Source organism: Erythrobacter sp., from assembly GCF_035194505.1.
In the GTDB taxonomy this organism is placed as follows: domain Bacteria; phylum Pseudomonadota; class Alphaproteobacteria; order Sphingomonadales; family Sphingomonadaceae; genus Erythrobacter.
The window spans coordinates 2,209,582-2,228,527 of the sequence record NZ_CP136573.1; the positions used below are offsets into that span (position 1 = coordinate 2,209,582).

Annotated in this window: 14 protein-coding genes; 7 read left to right on the top strand and 7 right to left on the bottom strand. The window is 66.5% G+C overall.

All coding sequences use genetic code 11. The annotated features are described in order from the left end of the window. Positions 1-118: 118 nt before the first annotated feature. Entirely contained in the window at positions 119-1,927 is a 1,809-nt protein-coding gene (locus RSE14_RS10960; RefSeq protein WP_324073604.1) for an aminopeptidase P family protein, read from the bottom strand. 115 nt (positions 1,928-2,042) lie between these two features. Here RSE14_RS10960 and RSE14_RS10965 point away from each other — a divergent pair, with 115 nt between their 5' ends. Genes RSE14_RS10965 through RSE14_RS10975 form a run of 3 tightly spaced genes read left to right on the top strand, consistent with a single transcriptional unit; the run spans position 2,043 to position 4,916 of the window. Next, the gene (locus RSE14_RS10965; RefSeq protein ID WP_324073606.1) at positions 2,043-4,286 is read left to right on the top strand and encodes a S9 family peptidase; all 2,244 of its coding nucleotides are present in this window, start codon (positions 2,043-2,045) and stop codon (positions 4,284-4,286) included. Beyond that, a complete protein-coding gene (locus tag RSE14_RS10970; protein WP_324073608.1) occupies positions 4,283-4,531 on the top strand; it encodes a hypothetical protein in 249 nt (82 codons plus the stop codon). The genes RSE14_RS10965 and RSE14_RS10970 overlap by 4 nt, the downstream gene beginning before the upstream one ends. Next, on the top strand, positions 4,524-4,916 hold the full coding sequence (locus RSE14_RS10975; protein WP_324073610.1) for an acyl-CoA thioesterase: 393 nt from the start codon (positions 4,524-4,526) through the stop codon (positions 4,914-4,916). The genes RSE14_RS10970 and RSE14_RS10975 overlap by 8 nt, the downstream gene beginning before the upstream one ends. Positions 4,917-5,037: 121 nt before the next feature. Here RSE14_RS10975 and RSE14_RS10980 read toward each other — a convergent pair whose 3' ends face one another. After that, entirely contained in the window at positions 5,038-6,732 is a 1,695-nt protein-coding gene (locus tag RSE14_RS10980) for a sensor domain-containing diguanylate cyclase (protein WP_324073613.1), read from the bottom strand. Positions 6,733-7,034: 302 nt separating this feature from the next. Here RSE14_RS10980 and RSE14_RS10985 point away from each other — a divergent pair, with 302 nt between their 5' ends. Genes RSE14_RS10985 through RSE14_RS10995 form a run of 3 tightly spaced genes read left to right on the top strand, consistent with a single transcriptional unit; the run spans position 7,035 to position 9,870 of the window. After that, the gene (locus RSE14_RS10985) at positions 7,035-8,108 is read left to right on the top strand and encodes a substrate-binding domain-containing protein (RefSeq protein ID WP_324073614.1); all 1,074 of its coding nucleotides are present in this window, start codon (positions 7,035-7,037) and stop codon (positions 8,106-8,108) included. Positions 8,109-8,158: 50 nt separating this feature from the next. Further along, the gene (locus tag RSE14_RS10990) at positions 8,159-9,316 is read left to right on the top strand and encodes a DUF2157 domain-containing protein (protein ID WP_324073617.1); all 1,158 of its coding nucleotides are present in this window, start codon (positions 8,159-8,161) and stop codon (positions 9,314-9,316) included. Next, a complete protein-coding gene (locus tag RSE14_RS10995) occupies positions 9,313-9,870 on the top strand; it encodes a GDYXXLXY domain-containing protein (protein ID WP_324073620.1) in 558 nt (185 codons plus the stop codon). Before RSE14_RS10990 ends, RSE14_RS10995 begins: the two co-directional genes overlap by 4 nt. Positions 9,871-9,880: 10 nt before the next feature. Here the strand turns inward: RSE14_RS10995 and RSE14_RS11000 are convergent, their stop codons facing one another. From RSE14_RS11000 to RSE14_RS11015, 4 genes are all read right to left on the bottom strand, one after another. Then, a complete protein-coding gene (locus RSE14_RS11000; RefSeq protein WP_324073622.1) occupies positions 9,881-12,247 on the bottom strand; it encodes a TonB-dependent receptor in 2,367 nt (788 codons plus the stop codon). A 263-nt stretch (positions 12,248-12,510) separates the two neighbouring features. Further along, complete coding sequence (locus RSE14_RS11005; protein ID WP_324073625.1) at positions 12,511-14,931, bottom strand: FtsK/SpoIIIE family DNA translocase; 2,421 nt, start codon at positions 14,929-14,931, stop codon at positions 12,511-12,513. A 75-nt stretch (positions 14,932-15,006) separates the two neighbouring features. Continuing rightward, a complete protein-coding gene (locus tag RSE14_RS11010) occupies positions 15,007-15,189 on the bottom strand; it encodes a DNA translocase FtsK (RefSeq protein WP_324073626.1) in 183 nt (60 codons plus the stop codon). Next, positions 15,186-15,749, bottom strand: a complete 564-nt coding sequence (locus RSE14_RS11015) for a thiamine phosphate synthase (RefSeq protein ID WP_324073628.1) — start codon at positions 15,747-15,749, stop codon at positions 15,186-15,188. Before RSE14_RS11015 ends, RSE14_RS11010 begins: the two co-directional genes overlap by 4 nt. Here RSE14_RS11015 and RSE14_RS11020 point away from each other — a divergent pair. Beyond that, on the top strand, positions 15,748-16,410 hold the full coding sequence (locus tag RSE14_RS11020; RefSeq protein WP_324073631.1) for a YggS family pyridoxal phosphate-dependent enzyme: 663 nt from the start codon (positions 15,748-15,750) through the stop codon (positions 16,408-16,410). The genes RSE14_RS11015 and RSE14_RS11020 overlap by 2 nt on opposite strands. Before the next feature lie 104 nt (positions 16,411-16,514). Here RSE14_RS11020 and RSE14_RS11025 read toward each other — a convergent pair whose 3' ends face one another. Then, positions 16,515-18,848, bottom strand: a complete 2,334-nt coding sequence (locus tag RSE14_RS11025; RefSeq protein ID WP_324073634.1) for a TonB-dependent receptor — start codon at positions 18,846-18,848, stop codon at positions 16,515-16,517. Between the last annotated feature and the right edge of the window lie 98 nt (positions 18,849-18,946).

Consider the following 18,946-nt stretch of genomic DNA (forward strand, 5'->3'; position numbering starts at 1 on the left):
CGCGCGCGAGCCGCAGGCGATCCGGCGCGAAGCGACGGAAGCTCGCCGAGGACGAACGCGCGGAGGCGCGTTCGCAACCAAAGAAGCCAAGCCCCGTGTCGAGCACGGGGCGCCCTCCTCAAAGCGCCGCGGTCTCGCGCTCCAGCCACGCCAGATCATCGCCTGCCAGCTGCGGCGCTAGCAGGCTGCGCACCTTGGCGTGATAGGCGTCGACCCATGCCACTTCATCCGCCGTCAGCAGGCTCTTTTCGATCAGCTTGCGGTCCAGCGGCACGAAGGTCAGCGTCTCGAAGCCGAGATAGCGGCCTTCCTGCCCGGCAATCTCACGCTCTTCCACCAGCACGAGGTTCTCGATCCGGATGCCGTAGTGGCCCTGCTTGTAATAGCCCGGCTCGTTCGAGAGGATCATGCCCGCAAACAGTTCCTGACCCGTGCCGGCCTGCCCGCCCGAAGGCTTGGCGATGCGCTGCGGGCCTTCGTGCACGCCGAGGAAGCTGCCCACCCCGTGGCCCGTGCCATGGGCGTAATCGACGCCGGCTTCCCACAGATATTGCCGCGCCAGCACATCGAGCTGGCCGCCCGCCGTGCCTTGGGGGAACACCGCACGGTCAATCTGGATATGGCCTTTCAGCACGCGGGTGTTGCGATCGCGCATTTCCGCCGAGGGTTCACCCGGACCGACCCACACGGTGCGGGTGATATCGGTCGTGCCGCCCGGATACTGCCCGCCCGAGTCCACCAGATAGATCGAACCCGGCGGGATCGGGATATTGCTGTCCTCGTCCACCTTGTAATGCGGCAGCGCGGCGTGGCCGGCAGCGGCGGAGATGGTGTCGAAGGAGAGATCGCGCAGCCCTGCATCCTCGGCGCGGAAGGCGGCGAGGCGGGCGGCGGCCGCGAGTTCATCGACCCCCCCCTTGGGGCCTTCCACTTCCAGCCAGCGCAGGAACCTGGTCACCGCAGCGCCGTCACGCGCCTGCGCGTCGCGGTGGCCCTGCTGTTCGGCGGCGTTCTTGATCGCCTTGGCAAGGATCGTCGGGTCCTGCTTGAAGGCGACCTCGGCGCCGCCCGCCTTCAGCCCCTGCGCAATGCCGACCACGGCGAAATCGGGATCGAGCGCGACATTCTGTCCGGCGAACTCGCCTGTCAGCGCGCCTTCGAAAGCGGCGCGATCACGGATGGTCACGGCATTGCCGAGGTGGCGGGTCAGCTCGGGCGTGACCTTCTCGGGCGCGATGAACAGCTCGGCGCTGCCATCCTTGCGGGCGATGACATAGGACAGGGCAACGGGCGTGTGCGACACATCTGTCCCGCGGATGTTGAGCAGCCATGCAATCGAATCGAGCGCGGGGATCACCACCGCGTCATGCCCCTCGCGCGCGAGCCAGTCGGCTACCGCGGCGCGCTTGTCAGCCGAGGAACGGCCTGCCAGCGCCTCGTCATAGGCCTGCGCGGGTGCGGGCGAGGGCGCGGGCTGATCGGCCCACACCGCGTCCAGCGGATTGCCCTGCGCCGCGACCAGCGCGATGCCCTTGGGCACGAGCGCCTTTTCCAGCGCCTGCGTCCAGCCGAAGGTGTGGAGCCAGGGATCATAGGCGATCTTCGCGCCCTCGCCCGCCACCTCGGCGAGCCAGCCCGCGAGCGTATCGGCGGGCACGCTCTTGTATTCGAACAGATTGCCGTCGACCTGTTCACGCACCTGCACGGTGTAGCGCCCGTCGACGAAGATCGCGGCATGGGTGAGGGTGACGGCGGCAAAGCCCGCCGATCCGCCGAAGCCCGTCAGCCAGTTCAGGCGTTGGGCATAGTCGCCGACATATTCGCTCATGTGTTCATCGGAGATGGGGATGATGAAGCCGGTGAGGCCGCGCCGCTTCAATTCCTCGCGCAGGGCGGCAAGGCGGGCTTCATGGGTTTGCATCAGCATGTCGTCGATCCTCGGGCGCGGGCACTTGTCGCCCATCAATGTGTTGTTACAACCGCGAACATAGGCCCAAAGAGCCGCCCTTTCCACCCAGACGACAACGGGACCCGAGCGATCCATGAACGACCGCATCAGCCGCCTTGCCCTTGCCTGCGCGCTTGCCGCCACCACCTTTGCCCCTGCCGCCGCGAACACCACCCGAGAGGAACAGCCCCGCGTGACCACCCCGTCTTCCGCCGCCCAAGATCATAGTGGCGAGATCAAGCCGCCCGTCGCCGCCAAGAAGCCGCACAGCTACACGCATCACGGGATCACCATCGAAGACCCCTATGACTGGCTTTACGACAAGTCCTATCCCACCGTGGACGACAAGGCGGTGCTCGATCACATCAAGGCGGAAAACGCCTATTTCGAGGCCAAGATGGGCGCGCAGGCTCCCTTCACCGAAGCCCTGTTCACCGAGATGCGCGCGCGCATCAAGGAGGACGATTCGACCGTGCCCCAGAAGGATGGCGACTACTTCTACTGGAGCGAGTTCGAGGAAGGCGCGCAGTATCGCAAGCACTACCGCGCGCCGGCTGTCGGAGACATGGCCGATGCAGCCAAGGCCGAACTGCTGATCGACGAGAACGCGCTTGCCGAGGGCCACGAATATTTCAGCCTCGGCGCGGCCTCGATCAGCCAGAACGGGCGCTTCCTCGCCTATTCGACCGACACCAACGGCTCGGAACGCTACATCGCGCGGATCAAGGATTTGCAGACCGGCGAGCACCTGCCCGATGTGATCGAGAACCTGCGCGGCGATCTGGTGTGGGTCGCGAATGACACCGCGCTGGTCTACGGCCCATCGACCGAGGAGTGGCGCACGCTGGAGGCCAAGCTCCACGTGATCGGCACGCCGGTGAGCGCGGATGTGACGCTCTACAAGGAGGAAGACCAGTCCTTCGGCGTCGGCACCGGCCTTTCCTCGCAGGAAGACTGGCTGATCATCGCCACGGGTGACAACGAGACGAGCGAAGTCCGCCTCGTCCCCGCCGCCAACCCCACCGCCACGCCCATTCTGGTGAAGCCGCGCAGCAAGGGCGTGGAATATTCTGTCGACATGCGCGACGGCGAATTGTGGGTGTGGACCAATGATGATCACATCAACTTCCGCCTCGCCAAGGCGAAGCTGGAAAGCCCAAGCGACTGGCAGACGGTGATTGCCGGATCGGATGATTTCTATCTGACCGGATTCGAGCTCTACAAGGACTTCTTCGTCACCGAAGGGCGGCTGGACGGCCTCGATCAGATCCAGCTGCGCCAATATGCCGATCCCGCGAAGATCACGCCGATCACCTTCCCGGAAGCGAGCTACACGGCGGGCCTTTCCAACAACCCCGAATATGATGTGAGCAAGCTGCGGCTGGCCTATCAGTCGATGGTCACGCCGAGCACGGTCTATGACTATGACGTGAAGACGGGCAAGCTGACGACGCTGAAGACGCAGGTCATCCCGAGCGGATATGATGCGAGCCTCTATGTCGCCGAGCGGGTGACGATCACCGCGCGCGACGGGACGCAGGTGCCGGTCAGCGTGATGATGCGCAAGGACCGCGCGGAAATCCTCAAGCAGGCCGGGATCGAAGGGCCGGGGCCGCTCCACCTCTATGCCTATGGCGCCTATGGCTATGCCATCCCGCCGGGCTTTTCGACAACGCGCCTCTCCCTCGTGGATCGCGGGTTCGCCTATGCCATCGCCCATATTCGCGGCGGGGATGATCTCGGGCGGCGCTGGTACTTGCAGGGCAAGATGTTCGAGCGGACCAACACCTTCAACGATTTCGTCGATGCAGGCCGGGGCCTGATCGCCAAGGGCTATACCGCGGAAGGCAAGGTGACCGCGAGCGGCGGTTCGGCTGGCGGCGAGCTGATGGGCGCGATCATCAATCAGGACCCGTCGCAATATGGCGCGATTGTCGCCCATGTGCCCTTTGTCGATGTGCTGGGCACGATGCTCAACGAGAAGCTGCCGCTCACCCCGGGCGAGTGGCAGGAATGGGGCAACCCGATCGAGAGCAAGGAGGCCTTTGCCTATATCTTGTCCTATTCGCCCTATGACCAGGTGGTGGCCAAGGCCTACCCGCCGATGCTGGTGACCGCCGGCCTCAACGATCCGCGCGTCACCTATTGGGAGCCGGCCAAGTGGGTCGCCAAGCTGCGCGAGGTGAAGACCGACGACAACCTGCTGCTGATGAAGACCAACATGGGCGCAGGCCACGGCGGGCAGTCGGGCCGCTGGAACAGCCTCAAGGAGACGGCGGAGGAATACGCCTTCATCCTGTGGCAGATGGGCATGGCCCCGAAGAGCGAGGGTAAGTGACCAGCCCCGGCACGATCATCTACCGCCTGTCGCTCGTCGTAATGGTGGCGAGCGCCGCCGTGATTGCGCTGTGGCTGGCGGCGCTCAAGGACTATTCCTATGCGGCGCTCGCCGCGCCTGCGTCCTTCGTGGGCGCCGCGAGCTGGAGCGTGGCCGGAATTGTCGGGTGGCGTGCGTGGTTCATCCTCCTGCTCCCCTTCTATGCCGCGCCGTTCCTGCCGTGGGCGGAGTGGATGCATGGCTGACCGCTTCACCCGCAGCTTCACCGCGCTGCCTACGCACATCGACGAGCTCGGCCACGTCAACAACACCGTGTGGGTGCAGTGGATTCAGGACATGGCCACCGCCCATTGGGACGCGGTCGCGCGCCCTGAGGACCGGACGGCGTTCTTCTGGGTCGTGGTGCGGCACGAGATCGACTATCGCGGCAATGTCTCCGAGGGCGAGACTGTCACCGCCGAGACATGGATCGAAGGCCCGGCGCAGGGCGCAAAATCGCTGCGGCGGGTGGAGTTCACCGACGCGAGCGGCAAGCGGCTCGTCAGTGCCGCGACCACATGGGCGATGCTTGATCGGGCCACTGGCAGGCTCGCCCGTGTGCGGCCCGAGGTGCTGGAGCCTTTTATGTGAAGGTTCAGACCACCCGCCTCGCCTCCCCGCCCGGCCACCATAACATAGTGGTACTATTGATGGCCGAGCGGGGAGTCGGGGCGGGAGGTCTGTGTCGCGCGTGAGCGCGACCGCAAGCAAGCTACGCCGCTTCCTCGCGTTTGCGCGGGGCGGGTCTTTCGGCGAAGACGGTGAGGCGTTCATAGGCGAGGCGGTTGCGGCCGCTTGCCTTGGCTTCGTACATCAGCGCATCGGCGCGGGCGTAGAATTCGGCAAAGGCCATGCTGCGCCGCGCCGCCTGGGCGAGGGTGATCACCCCCATGCTCGCGGTCACCGGCAGATCGAGACCCGGCACATCCTGCGCGATGCGGATCGGGATCGCCTGCCGCAGCGCCTCGGCACGTTCCAGCGTGCGATCGCCGCGCAGCAGCACCACGAATTCCTCGCCCCCCAGACGCACCGCAATCGAATCCCGCTCGCCGGTGGTGCGGATCGCGTTGGCGCAGGCGATCAGGGCCGCATCGCCCACCTGGTGGCCGTGGAGGTCGTTGATCGCCTTGAAGCGGTCGAGATCGATCAGCGCGAAGGTGTTGAAGCCCTGCGTCAGCAGCTCGTCGAAGCGCGCCTCGATCGCGCGGCGGTTCATCAGGCCGGTGAGCGAATCCCGCGTCGAGATCTGTTCCAGCATCCGCGCCTCGGTCAGCGCTGCATCGCGTTCTTCACGGATCGCGAAGAAGCGGTCGGCAATCGCGAGGCTGATCACCACCACTTCGATCCCGGTCGCCATGAACATCATCAGATCGAGGCTGGCAGGCCCCGCATAGACGCCCAGACCCCGGGTAAGGCGTTCGATCGAGGTGAGGATCAGCGGGAACCACGCCGCCGCGACCCACTTGGCCGAACGGCTGCCGCGCAGGATCGCATGGATCAGCGCCACGCTGACAATCACCGCCGCAGGGGTGATGGTGAGGAAGTAGCCGGTGTCGTCGAATGCCTGGGTGGCGTGGAACTGGATCGCAAAGAAGCCGGGCACGGCAATCGTCCAGCACCCGGCCCAGAAAGTCAGCCGCCGCATCCCGCGCGACAGGGCGCCGCGTTCGAGGAAGCGGCTGAGGAACAATAGCGCCGCCCCGCAGCCCACCGCCCAGCACAGCGGCGCCATGATCGCGAGGAAGGCCACCGGCAGGCTTGCCACCACCGAGATCACCCCGCCGGCAAACAGCACATAGCCCATCATCGCGACGACCATCAGCGCGTGGAACAGCACGAAGCTTTCGCGCAGGACGAGGTAGAAGCTGACATCGAACATCAGCGGCAGCACCAGCATCCCCAGCACCAGCGCGAGCAGCATCATCTCTTCCAGCGTGCGCGCGGCATCCTCGGTATGGCGGACCAGCCCCGCCTCGGTCAGCAGCGGGATCGAATGGGGGCGCTCGATCCGCGCCAGCACGGCGGTGGTGTCAGGGGTGATTTCGGGCAGAGCGAGCTGGAATACCGGGCCGCCGGGGAAGGATTTGCCTTCGCTTTCGGTGTAGCGCACCCCGCGCAAACTGCCGTCACGATCGAGCGCATAAAGCGTGATCGCCTCGAACCGCGCGGTGCGGGTGAAGAAGTGCCGCGGCACGACCTCGCCCTGCCAGCTCGCCGCATCGAAACGCAGCCAGCCGAGCGGTTCGCGCGCGGTCCAGCCTTCGCCGGTGCAGTTCCAGGCATCCTTCGGGATCATGGCTTCGACGGTGCGCGCGGCATCGGTTGCGGCGTGGCAGACGGGAGTTGCGACAGTGCCGTGATGCTCGTCCGCCGCAGCCGGCACGGCCAGCCCCAGTGCCAGCAGCACTGCAGCAATCCAGAGCCTGAAAATGTGGCGGGGGGCGAACATGGCGGGGAACTAGCAGCAAATCCCCTAATATGCTGTTAAGCCCGTTAACTCCGTTTCGGAGGAAAAATCATCCGTTTTCATGGGGATATTCGCAGGGCGGCGCGGCGCGTGTGCAGCAATGCAAAGCCTGATCTGCCAGCCGCCGGCCCATCCCTGCCGCGCCGCACCGGAGCTGCTGCGGGCGGGGCGTGCGGATTTGTCATTTTGTTGTCATACAAGCGGACTAGCGCGCAGGCAGACAACAGTATCCGGACCTTGTGATGAACATGAAGAACACCGCTCCCACCCGCACTCTCGCCGCGCTCGCGCTGGCTGCCCTCTCCCTCACCGCTTGCGGCGGCACGGGTGACAGCAGCGGCGGCTCGCGCAATTCGGTCCACGCGGTGGGCTCCTCGACGGTCTATCCCTTCGCCAAGCTGGTGGCCGAGAACTTTGCCCGCTCGAACACCGATTTCCGCTCGCCGCTGATCGAATCCACCGGCACGGGCAACGGCATCCAGCTGTTCTGCAAGGGCCTTGGCGCCAATACGCCGGACATGGTCAACGCCTCGCGCCGGCTGAAGGACAGCGAGTTCGACAGCTGCAAGGCCAACAAGGTCGACGAGATCATCGAGCTTCAGGTCGGCCTCGACGGCATCGCCTTCGCCTCGGCCAAGGGCGGCATCATGCTGAACCTCTCGCCCGAGACGATCTACAAGGCGCTCGCCGCGCAGCCCTATGGCAAGCCGCAGACCGCCAAGACCTGGAAGGATGTCGATCCCGCGCTGCCGGCCGATCCGATCCTCGTCTACGGCCCGCCGAGCACCTCGGGCACCCGCGATGCGCTGAAGGAGCTGGTCCTCGAAGTCGGCTGCAAGGCCGATCCGGCGATCAAGGCGCTCAAGGACAGCGACGAGAACAAGTACAAGCAGATCTGCACCGAAGTGCGCGACGACGGCGCCTATGTCGATCAGGGCGAGCAGGACAACCTGATCGTCCAGAAGATCGAGAGCAATCCGCGCTCGGTCGGCATCTTCGGCTATTCCTATCTCGAGGAAAACACCGACAAGGTGCAGGGCCTGCCGATGAACGGCGTTGCCCCGACCTACGAGAACATCGCCAGCTTCGCCTATCCCGGCGCGCGCCCGCTTTATGTCTACATCAAGAAGCAGCACATGCGCGCGATCCCCGGCCTTGCCGCCTATCTCGACGAGTGGGTGAAGAGCTGGGGCAAGGACGGCCCGCTCGCCAAGATCGGCATGGTCGCCATGCCGGCTGACGTGATGGCCGCCAGCGCCGCCAAGGTGCGCGAGCAGACCGTGCTGACCCGCGAGGAACTCGTCGCCAAGAAGTAGAATCAAGCGCGCAATTGCCGCCGGAGCCATGACGGGTTAGCCTGCCCGTCATGAGCACCCGCAAGATTGCCGCCTGGCATGCCGCCGGACTGATCGACGCCGACACGCGCGATGCGATCCTGGCTTATGAAACCGCCCACGCGCGACCGCTCGCGCTGTGGGCGGTTTTCGGTATCGGGGCGCTCGCCATCGGCCTTGGCATTGTCTCGGTGATCGCGGCCAACTGGGAGGATATTCCCGGCCAGCTGCGCCTCGGGGTCCATCTTGCACTGATTGCTGCCGGGCTCGCCGTGTTGTTCCTGCGCGAAGAGCAATTCGCCGCAGATTCGCCCTGGGCGGTGGAGGCGCTGGTGTTTGTCACCGCAGCGCTTGGCCTAACCTTCTTCGGCCATCTGGGGCAGGTCTACCAGACCTCATCGCCCCTGTGGAAGCCGCTGGCCGCATGGCTGGCGCTGTTCGTGCCGCTGCTGCTGCTGACCGGGCGCAGCTGGCCGAGTGCGCTGGCGGTGCTCGGCGGCGCGGTGTGGTGCGCGTGGGACTATGCCGCTGCCCTTACCGGCTACGGCGCGCCCGATCCCTCGCTGTCCTTGCTGGTGTGGACCGCCTTTCTCACCGCGCTGCCCGTTGCCTTCGCGCCGATTGCCGCTGCCTTGCGCGCCCGCAGTCTGCGCCCCGATTTCTGGCGGCGGCTCGAACAGATTGCGCTCGCCTATGGCGTGGCGGGGGCTTCGCTGGCGACCGCGTTTGCCGCGTCGGGCGCGTTCGGGGAGGAGCGGCTCGCCACCGAATGGGCCAGCATGGCGACCAGCGGTGCGGTCGCACTGGCGGCAGGCTTGGCGACCATCGCATTGCGCCCGGGCATCTCCGGCCGGATGTCGGGCGCGATCATGGCAGGGGCGGGGCTGATCCCGCCGCTGGCCTATCTTGCGGACGGGTTCACCATGCCCGCCGCGCTGCTGTTCATGGCGCTGTGGGCAGGCATCGCCGCCGCTGCGCTGGCAGCGCATTGGCGCGGGGTGTTCCAGCTGGCGGTTGCCGCGATTGCGCTGAGGCTCATTATCCTCAGCTTCGAACTGGCAAGCGATCTGCTGCTGTCGGGCTTCGGGCTGATCCTCTCGGGGCTGCTGATCCTCGGCGTGGCATGGGTGGCCGTGCGGGTGTCGAAGGCCTTCGCCCCGCCTGCCGATGATGCGGAGGACGCCGCATGAACCGCGCGCTGAAACTCGCCGTCCTGCTGCTCCCGCTCGCCGGTCTTGGCGGGCTGTGGGCGATGAGCGACCACACCTTCCGGCAGGGCACCGAATGGGAGGTGCCGATCGCCGGCTTTGACCCGCGCGATTTCCTGCGCGGGCACTATGTCGAGTTCACCTATGACTGGCCCGGGGTCGAGGAGTTCCGCGATGCCCCGCCGCAGATGCTGTGCCTCGAGGGCAGGGCTCCGGCGCTCGCCCGCGTAACCCCGCTTATGGAGGGCGAGCCTTGCGCCCATCCGGTGCGGGCCGACACCACCGGCGTCTATGGCTGGGAGGGCCTGACCCGCGGGCGGCTCTATCTCGATCAGGACCGCGCGGGCGCGATGCAGCGCGAATTGCAAAAGCCCGACCTGCGCGGGATCGTGACCCTGCGCCAGCGCGAGGACGGCAGCTTCACTGCGATCTCCATCCGCTTCCGTCCGCTCACCGCAGACGAAATCGCGCTGCGCGACGCCCAAAACGAAGGGGCGGGAGACCTGCGCCCCCCGCCCCCGATCATGGTGCAATAGGCCGCCCGCGTCAGAACTTTGCGGTCAGCTCCACCCCGTAGAAGCGCGGCTCGGCGGGGATGAAGGTCGGGATGGTGAAGGCCCAGCCGGTGTTGCCGGCATCGAGCAGATAGTTCTCGTCGGTCGCGTTGCGGATGAAGCCGGCGATGGTGTACCGCTCGTCGGCAAAGCTGAGGCCCGCGCGGGCATTCACCAGCGTCACCGCGTCCTGCGAAATCAGCGGATTGTTCGGCACCTCGAAGAAGATCTGGCTGCGATAGGTCACGCTCGGCGTGGCGAAGAAGCGCATCCCGTTCCCGAATTCATAGTCCACCGTAAACCCGCCCGAGGCCTGCACCTCAGGCTGGAGCCGGAAGCGCGCACCCGAGAAGGCGGGCGAGAAGGCGCCGTTCTTGTCGATCCCGCCGTCGATGTAACCGGCATTGCCGAACACCCGCAGCCAGTCGGCTAGCTCCACCGAAAGCTCCGCCTCGAACCCGAGGTTGCTGGCCTTGCCGGCGCTCTGGGTGACGAAGGCGCCGGTCGGATTGCCGTTGGCATCAAGCTGCGCGACCGAGACCTGGAAGTCGTTATAGACCTGATAATAGACCCCGAGCGAGCCCGAGACCGCGCCGCTGGCGAGCTTCAGCCCGCCCTCGTAGTTCCACACGGTCTCCTGCGCGATGGTGCTGACATTGGGCAGCACATCGGTGCCGCTGCGGCGCGCTGCCACCTGCACCACCGGCGAGCGGCGGCCCTTGGAGACGGTGGCGAAGACGTTCACATCATCGCTGATGCGGAACAGCGCATTGAGGCGCGGCAGCACCGCGTTGAAGCGGTCATTGGCCGAGAAGGTGCGCCCGCGTGTATCGATCTGCCCGGGGATCAGCGCCGCGCGGCTCAGCACCGAATTGGGCACCCGCGCAAAGAAGCCGGATTCGCGATATTCGTGAATGTAGCGCACGCCCGCGGTCACTTCGAAGGCGTCGCTCACCAGCCAGGTGGCGTCGGCGAACAGCGAATAGGCCTCGTTGTGCCCCTGGTTCTCGAACACCGAGGAATAGGGGATCGCGGTCAAGGCCCCGCCGGTGGCAATCGCCGTCACGCCGCTCGCGGGCACGGAGCCATTGGGCGCGACGCAGGCAATGCCGGGGATCAGCGGCGCGCCGAACAGCGAGGTGAGGCACTGGAGCAAGGTGCCTTCCTCGGTGGCGAAGGGCACGTTCTGGCGGCCGTCCTCGATGAACACGTTCCACCCCGCGCTCGCCCGCAGCGACTTGCCGGCGTAGCTGAAGCGGCCCTCGTGGCTGACCTGCCAGCCATCGGCGATTTCGGCGAATTCGAGGAAGGGCGCAGCCGAACCATCGGCGTCGAACACCTCGCGGCTATCGAACTTGCGGTAGCCGTTCACCGTGGTGAAGGTCCAGCCGTCGGCAAAGGTGTGTTCGAGCGTCAGGTTGAGATCATAGACCTCGCGGTTGAGGCCGAGCTGATCGTCGCCCAGCGCCGCGGCGCCCGCCGGATTGCCGCCGAGATTGGCGTTGCCGAAGGCATTGGCCGCCCCGCCCGGCGCGCCGGTGAAGGCCGGGAAACGGCCCGAGACGAAGGGCGTGCCGCCATTGCGCTGCTGGTCATAGGTGCCCACCAGATCCACCGTCAGATCGCTGGTCGGCGTCCAGCGCAGCGAGGCGCGCAGGCCCAGCTGATCCTGCGCATAAAGATCTTCGCGCTGGTTGGGCGAGAGGTTCTCGACATAGCCATCGCGCGAGCGCCATTCGCCCGCGATGCGCGCGGCGATGGTGTCATTGCCGATATTGACGAAGCCGCCGATCAGGGTCTGGTTGAAGTTGCCATAGCCGCCGCGCACTTCGCCCGAGACGCCTTCGCGCGGACGAGCCGAGACGAGGCTGATCGCGCCCACTGCGCTGGCGGTGCCGAACAGGGTGGCTTGAGGCCCCTTGATCACCTCGACGCGCTCCAGATCGTAGATCGCCTGATAGGAACCGCGCGAACGCGAGATGTCGACGCCGTTGTAATAGAGCGTGACGCGCGGGCCCTGCTGCGCCGAGCCGCTATCCGAGGTGATGCCGCGGATCACGACGCCGGGGTTGTTGGCGCTCTGCTCCTGAATCAGGAGGCCGGGGACGTAGTAGGACAGCTCGTCGAGATCGCCCACGCCCAGTTCGCGGATGCGTTCACCGGTGGTGGCAGTGATGGTGATCGGCACGTCTTGAAGGCGCTGCTCGACCTTCTGCGCGGTGACGATGATCTGGTTCCCGGAGGCGGGGGCTTCGGGCTCTTCTGCGGCGGTGTCCTGCGCAAAGGCGGCCTGCGGCGCAGCGGCAAGCATGGCGGAGAGCGCGATCAGCGAGGCGCGCGCATGGGTGTGACGGATCATGAAAGGCTTCCCTGTTATTGGAGAGAGGCCCTGCCCGTCGCACGCGATGGTGACGCTGCCGCGTCGGATGCGTGAAGGCTGAATTACGCCTGATTTACAGTTTCAAGGCGTTGCCTTTGTGCATCTTTGCTTTCGATCGCGCTTGCGCGCGATGCAGACCTCCCGCCCCGCCTCCCCACCCGGCCACCATAGCCTGATGGTATCATTGGTGGCCGGGTGGGGAGGTGGGGCGGGAGGTCTGCGCCACCGTCAGGTGGCCAAGATCACAACGGATTCCCGTCCCTGTCCCGGTAGATCACCCGTCGGCCGACATGGTTGGCGGGGCCGACGAGGCCGTCTTCCTCCATCCGTTCGATCCACTTGGCGGCGGTGTTGTAGCCCACGCCCATCTGGCGCTGGAGCCAGCTGCCGCTCGCCTTCTGGTTCTCGATCACAATCTGGCAGGCCTGGCGATACTTGCGCTCTTCGGGGTTGTCCGATCCGGTGAACTCGTCCTCGAAGCCGAAGCCGCCGTCTTCCGGCTCCTCGGTGACGGCATCGACATATTCGGGCGCGCCCTGTCCGCGCCAGAAGGTGGCGACCGCTTCCACTTCCTCGTCCGAAACGAAGGGCCCGTGGACGCGCACCATCGCGCCGGTGTTGGGCTTGTAGAGCATGTCGCCCTTGCCCAGCAGCTGTTCGGCGCCCTGTTCGCCAAGGATGGTGCGGCTGTCGATCCGGCTGGTCACCTTGAAGCTGATGCGGGTCGGCAGGTTGGCCTTGATGACGCCGGTGATGACGTCGACCGAGGGGCGCTGCGTCGCCATGATCAGGTGGATGCCCGCCGCGCGGCTCTTCTGGCTGAGGCGCTGGATCAGGACTTCGATTTCCTTGCCCACCGTCACCATCAGGTCCGCGAGTTCGTCGACGATCAGCACGATCTGCGGCAGGGGTTCGTAATCGAGCTGTTCTTCCTCGAACAATTGCTCGCCGGTCTCGGGGTCGAAGCCGGTCTGCACGCGGCGGCCCAAGGGCTTGCCCTTGGCGATGGCGGCGGAGACCTTCTCGTTGAAGGAGTTGATGTTGCGCGAGGAAATCGCGCTCATCATGCGGTAGCGGCGCTCCATCTCCTCGACCGCCCACTTCAAGGCGCGCACCGATTTGTGCGGCTCGGTGACGACGGGCGAGAGCAGGTGCGGGATATCGTCGTAGGTCTTGAGCTCCAGCACCTTGGGATCGATCAGGATCAGGCGCAGCTCGGACGGCGTGAAGCGATAGAGCAGCGAGAGCAGGATGACGTTGAGGCCGACCGATTTACCGCTGCCGGTGGTCCCGGCCACCAGCAGGTGGGGCATGGCGGCAAGATCGGCGATGATCGGCTCGCCCGCGATATCCTTGCCGAGGATGATCGGCAGGTTGCCCTTGGCATCGGCAAAGGCGGCGCAGGCGGCGAGTTCCTTCAGGGCCACCATCTGGCGATCCTGATTGGGCAGTTCGATCCCCATCACCGTGCGCCCCGGGATGGGCGAGACGCGCGCGGAAATCGCGCTCATGTTGCGGGCGATATCCTCGGCAAGGCCGACCACGCGGCTGGCCTTGATGCCGGGCGCGGGTTCGAGCTCGTACATCGTCACCACCGGGCCGGTGCGCACCGCGGTGATTTCGCCCTTCACATTGAAGTCGTCGAGCACGTTTTCGAGCAGGCGGGCGTTGCGTTCGAGGGCGACCTTGTCGAGCTTGGGCGCCTTGTCGACCGGCGGTTCGGCGAGCAGATCGAGGCTCGGCAGCTTGAAGGCGGCGAACATGTCGCCCTGCGCGGCCTTGGCGGGCTGGACGGCGCGCTTGGGCGGGGCGGAGGGATCGCTGATTTCGGGCGGGCGGCGCTGGGGCTCGTCGATGGTGACAGGGGCGGCATCGGCACCCTTGGCCGGGCGGCGCGGGCGGGCGGGGATGGCGAGTTCGTCTTCCTCGTCACCCGCAAAGGCCAGCGCCTCGGCGGGTTTGCGCCCCGGCAGCGGGAGGGCGCGCAGCAGGCCGGCGAGCGTGCCGCCGCCAAGGAACTCGGGCAGGCTCATCAGCGCGCGCCAATCGATCGCGAAGATGCGGGTGAGCAGGCCCACGCCCGTCGCAAGGCACACCAGCGCCGCGCCGAGGATCACCCAGCCCTGCGCATCGCCGGCAATCCGTGCCGCCAGCGCCTCGATCGCGCCTGCGCCGAGCAGGCCGGCAAGGCCCCCGGCCTGCGCGGGGAGCGTGCCGCCGGGGCCCTGAAAGGCGAGTGCGAGCACGGTCGCGAGCAAGGTCATGGCGATCAGCAAGAGCCCGGTGGGCAGCCACCAGGGCGAGGTTTCCGCCTCGTCGCCGTTCTCGACATCGCGCCACAGCTTGCGCGCCGAGACATAGAGCAGCGGCAGCAGCAGCGCGCCGGGCAGGCCGAAGATCAGCAGCACCTTGTCCGCCACCCATGCGCCGGAAAGGCCCATCCAGTTGGCGACTGCGGCGGTGTCAGCCGCGGTCGATCCGCTGGGGTCGGTCTGGGTGTAGCTGACCAGCGCGAGCGCGAGGAAGATGGTTGCGCCGAGCAGCAGCCCCGCGCCGGTCATCTGCGCCAGCCGCCTCAGACCACGCCGCAGCCCCGCGCGCCATTCGGCGTCGCTCTTGCTGACGGGGGGCTTGGTTCTGGGCGGAACGGCGCGGCTGGCCATGGGGCGGTCTCCTGAGCGGAACACACCATGAATCCTCGGAGGACTCCGGTCAAGCGAAGTGCGGCGAAGCGAGGCTCAATGGAACGTGTCGCGCGGCGGGGTAAGGATGCCGTTCTCCAGCATCCGCTCGATCCAGCGCGAGGCTTGCAGATAGCCGACCTTGAACTGGAGCATGAGATGCGAGGTGCGGGGGCTGCCACCTTGCGCGATGTATTCGCAGGCGCGCCGGTAGAGGTCGTCGTCGTCGCGGTGGTTCATCGGCTCAACCCGTCGATCGCGGCCCAGCGGGGCCAGCCGAGCATCCGGGCGCGCTGGCCCGTCATCCCGCCCAGCGCAATCACCGGCAGCCGCGATTGCCGCGCCAGCAGGCCGAAGCGCACCGCGCCCAGCGTTCCGCCGCCCGGATGGGTCCGTGTGACGAACACCGGCGAGAGCAGCACCGCATCCGCGCCCAGCCGTGCCGCGAGCGCCAATTCGCCCGCCCCGTGGGCAGTGGCGAGGTGGATCAGGCCGGCGCGGCGCGGCGCGAGGCTGCGCGGGCTGCCATAGATCCCGTCCGCTCCCCATTCCCGGGCGGTCAGCGCGCTATCGGCAAGGATCACCACATGGCCGCGCGTCTTCGCGATGCGGCGCAGCTGGCGGAACCGCAGATAACGCTCGGGATCGGGCAGGTGGTAGTGGCGATAGATGAACCCCGATCCGCGTGGCAGGCGGGCGAGCGCCCCTTCCAGCGCCGCATCATTGCGGGCGTCGGAGATCAGCCACAGGGCTGGGAGGGGACTGGCGCGCGTCACAACCCCGCTATAGAGCGCGGCCATGGAAAATGCAGCAACCCGCCTTGCCGAAGTGCACGCCAACATCGCCCGCGTCTGCAAGCCTGCCCGCCGCGAGGCCTCCTCGGTCACGCTGATCGCGGTCAGCAAGACCCATGATGCGCCCGCGATCCTGCCGCTGATCGCTGCGGGCCAGCGCGTGTTCGGGGAGAACCGGGTGCAGGAGGCCGAGGGCAAGTGGCCGGCCCTGAAGGCGCAATATCCCGATATCGAACTCCACCTCATCGGCCAGTTGCAATCGAACAAGGCGGACGAGGCCGTGGCGCTGTTCGACTGCATCCACTCTCTTGACCGGCCAAGTCTGCTGACGGCGCTGGCCAAGGCGATGGACAAGGCGGGCAAGCGGGTGCCGTGCTTTGTGCAGGTGAATATCGGGGACGAGCCGCAGAAGGGCGGCTGCGGCATCGCCGATTTGCCCGCCTTCCTCGAAGCCGTGCGCGCCGCCGATGTGCCGCTTGCCGGGCTGATGTGCATTCCCCCGGCCGACACCGAAGCCGCGCCGTTCTTTGCGCTGCTGGCCAAGCTTGCGGCTGACAATGGCCTCACCGGCCTCAGCATGGGGATGAGCGGCGATTACGAGACCGCAGTGATGCTGGGCGCGACCCATGTGCGCGTGGGCACCGCGCTGTTCGGCGGGCGCGGGTAAGATACCCAAAAGAAAAGAGGGGCGGACGTTGCCGCCCGACCCCTCCGTCAGCCCTGCGGGCTGCCACCTCCCCATCCCTTGCGGGACGGGGAGGGACGTTTCACTTAGAATTCGAACATCGCCTCGATGCCGACGTTCCGGCCGCGCATCAGCGGCGAGAAGGTGCCGGCACCCGGACGCTGCTGGAACGGGGTCTGCACGCCGTCGGACAGCGGGCCCGCGAAGGGCACCTGGGTGTCGCCGCCTTCCTGCACCTGATCGAGCAGGTTGCGGCCGTAGATCGACAGCGAGAAGCCTTCGATCGGCGTGTTCCAGGTGATGTTCGCTTCCAGGTTCTGCAGCTCGTTCAGCCAGCCGAAGTTGTCGTCGGTATAGGCTGCGCGGTCGCGGTACTGGTAGTTCACGCGGGTCAGGATGTTGCTGCTGCCCAGATCCCATTCGTGGATCATGCCCACGCCCACCGTGATCGGGGGAACGCGCGGCAGGCTCAGGTCGAGGTCCGCATCGGTGATGCGGCCATCGCCCGAGATGTCGAACAGCACGCGGTCGTACTGCGCGTCGATCAGGCCGAGGTTGGCGGTGAAGGCCAGGGCATCCGACACGCGCATGCGCGCTTCGGCTTCGAAGCCGAGGATCGTCGCATCGGCGGTGTTGAGGATGTTCTGCACCACGCCCGCGCCCGGATCAGCCAGGTTCACTTCGCGCTGCATGTTGCCGACCTTGGTGACATAGCCGGCCACGTTGAGCGTGAACGAGCCATCAGCCGTCTGGAACTTGCCGCCGATTTCGTAATTGTCGACCTGCTCTTCGTCGAAGCCCAGTTCGCCGGTGGCGGCGAAGGCGCGGCCGAACACCGGCACGTTGGTGATGCGGAAGTTGTAACCGCCCGAACGGAAGCCGCGGCTCCAGTGGCCGTAGACCTGGCTGTCAGCGAATTCGTACTGCAGGCCAAGCTTGGGCGAGACGTTGCGGAAGCGCACCTTGTCGGTGAAGCCGCCGGTCTCGGTCGCCGGGTTGAACGGACGGGTGCCGGTCGGGCAGGTGCCCGCGATCACCGAACAGGGCGCACGCGGGGTGATGTAGGTCACCGCGGCGTCCTTGGTTTCCTGGTTCCAGCGGATACCGGCGATCAGCGAGAGGCTGTCGACGATTTCCCACTGGGCGTTGGCGAACACGCCGAGCACTTCGTGATCCTGACGGCCACCGCCGAAGAACACCGGCGGACGCAGGTTCACCGGCAGGTCGCGGCGCAGCTCGCGGCTCTCGTCATAGGCGAGGCCCTGCTGGAAGTAGAAGCCGCCGACGGTCAGCTCGAGGCTGTCGAACGACATGGCATAGCGCAGTTCGTTCGAGATCTGGTCCTGCTGGGTCTCGGTCGAGGAGTGGAACAGGAACAGGCGGGTCGCGTCGATGTCGCCACGGGTGGTGGCCTGATAGTCGCGATAGCCGAACACGTTGGTCAGGGTACCCGGGCCGATGTCGAGCGTCGCGGTGAGCGAGCCGGTCCAGATTTCGTTGGCGTAGAAGCCCGGCTCGTCGATCGCGAAGTCATAGGAGTTGCGATCGAAGAAGCCGCGGTTCTGGGCCGAGGGGCCATCGCCGTCGCTCTCGAAGTAGTCGAGCTTACCGAGCAGGGTCAGGCCGCCCAGACGCGCTTCGAGCGCGCCGCGCAGGATCTTGGTTTCCGCACCGCCATGGTTCGAACCGTCGAACAGGTTGGTGAAGTAACCTTCGTCCTTGTTGTAATAGGCGCCGACCTTGAACAGCAGCACGTCTTCGACGATCGGGCCGGAGATCACGCCGCTGACGGTGTAGTTGGGGCCGCCGCGGCCGCCATCCAATGCCGGGCCGTCAACTGCCGCGCGGAACTTGCCGCGGAAGTCTTCGGTCGGGTTGCCGGTGTTGAGCACCACGGCGCCGCCGGTCACGTTGCGGCCGAACAGCACGCCCTGCGGGCCGCGCAGGATTTCGACAGAGTCGAGGTCGAACAGGTCGAACACGACGCCGCCGTTGATGCCGAGGTAGACGCCGTCAACGAAGACGCCGACGGTGGGGTCGATCGAGGGGATCGACGAGTTGATGCCGAGGCCGCGCACGGTGAAGTTGGCGGTGCCGCGGCTGGTGCCGACCTGATCGAGGCTGACAGTCGGAGCCTGGAACGAGAGGCCCTGGATGTCGCGGATCTTGAAGGCTTCGAGCGTGCCCGAGTTGAACGCGGTGACGGCCAGCGGCACATCCTGCACGTTTTCGGCATCGCGGGTCTTGGTGCCGGTGACGAGGATCTCGTTGATCGCGTCCAGCGTGCTGGTGCGCTCTTCGGCGCCGGGGGCTTCGCTGTCCTGCGCGTAGGCGGCGACAGGGGTCAGTGCAGCGGTGCCGAGCAGCAGCGCGATTTTGCCGAGCCGGAGGGGGCTCCGCAGGGGGGTTGCGGTGGTCATGTTATAACTCTCCCTGAGTTGAGGGCCGCCCCAATAGCAATACGTCCCGCAATTGCAACCTATCGCGGCAGGTTTGGCGGATCCTGCTAAAATCCTGA

What these genes read in the sequence shown, in the direction of transcription:
- RSE14_RS10985 (WP_324073614.1), top strand. Translation starts at nt 7,035, where the DNA reads ATGAACATGAAGAACACCGCTCCCACCCGCACTCTCGCCGCGCTCGCG.
- RSE14_RS11025 (WP_324073634.1), bottom strand. Translation starts at nt 18,848, where the DNA reads ATGACCACCGCAACCCCCCTGCGGAGCCCCCTCCGGCTCGGCAAAATC.
- RSE14_RS10965 (WP_324073606.1), top strand. Translation starts at nt 2,043, where the DNA reads ATGAACGACCGCATCAGCCGCCTTGCCCTTGCCTGCGCGCTTGCCGCC.
- RSE14_RS11000 (WP_324073622.1), bottom strand. Translation starts at nt 12,247, where the DNA reads ATGATCCGTCACACCCATGCGCGCGCCTCGCTGATCGCGCTCTCCGCC.
- RSE14_RS10995 (WP_324073620.1), top strand. Translation starts at nt 9,313, where the DNA reads ATGAACCGCGCGCTGAAACTCGCCGTCCTGCTGCTCCCGCTCGCCGGT.
- RSE14_RS10990 (WP_324073617.1), top strand. Translation starts at nt 8,159, where the DNA reads ATGAGCACCCGCAAGATTGCCGCCTGGCATGCCGCCGGACTGATCGAC.
- RSE14_RS11010 (WP_324073626.1), bottom strand. Translation starts at nt 15,189, where the DNA reads ATGAACCACCGCGACGACGACGACCTCTACCGGCGCGCCTGCGAATAC.
- RSE14_RS10975 (WP_324073610.1), top strand. Translation starts at nt 4,524, where the DNA reads ATGGCTGACCGCTTCACCCGCAGCTTCACCGCGCTGCCTACGCACATC.
- RSE14_RS11005 (WP_324073625.1), bottom strand. Translation starts at nt 14,931, where the DNA reads ATGGCCAGCCGCGCCGTTCCGCCCAGAACCAAGCCCCCCGTCAGCAAG.
- RSE14_RS11020 (WP_324073631.1), top strand. Translation starts at nt 15,748, where the DNA reads ATGGAAAATGCAGCAACCCGCCTTGCCGAAGTGCACGCCAACATCGCC.
- RSE14_RS11015 (WP_324073628.1), bottom strand. Translation starts at nt 15,749, where the DNA reads ATGGCCGCGCTCTATAGCGGGGTTGTGACGCGCGCCAGTCCCCTCCCA.
- RSE14_RS10960 (WP_324073604.1), bottom strand. Translation starts at nt 1,927, where the DNA reads ATGCTGATGCAAACCCATGAAGCCCGCCTTGCCGCCCTGCGCGAGGAA.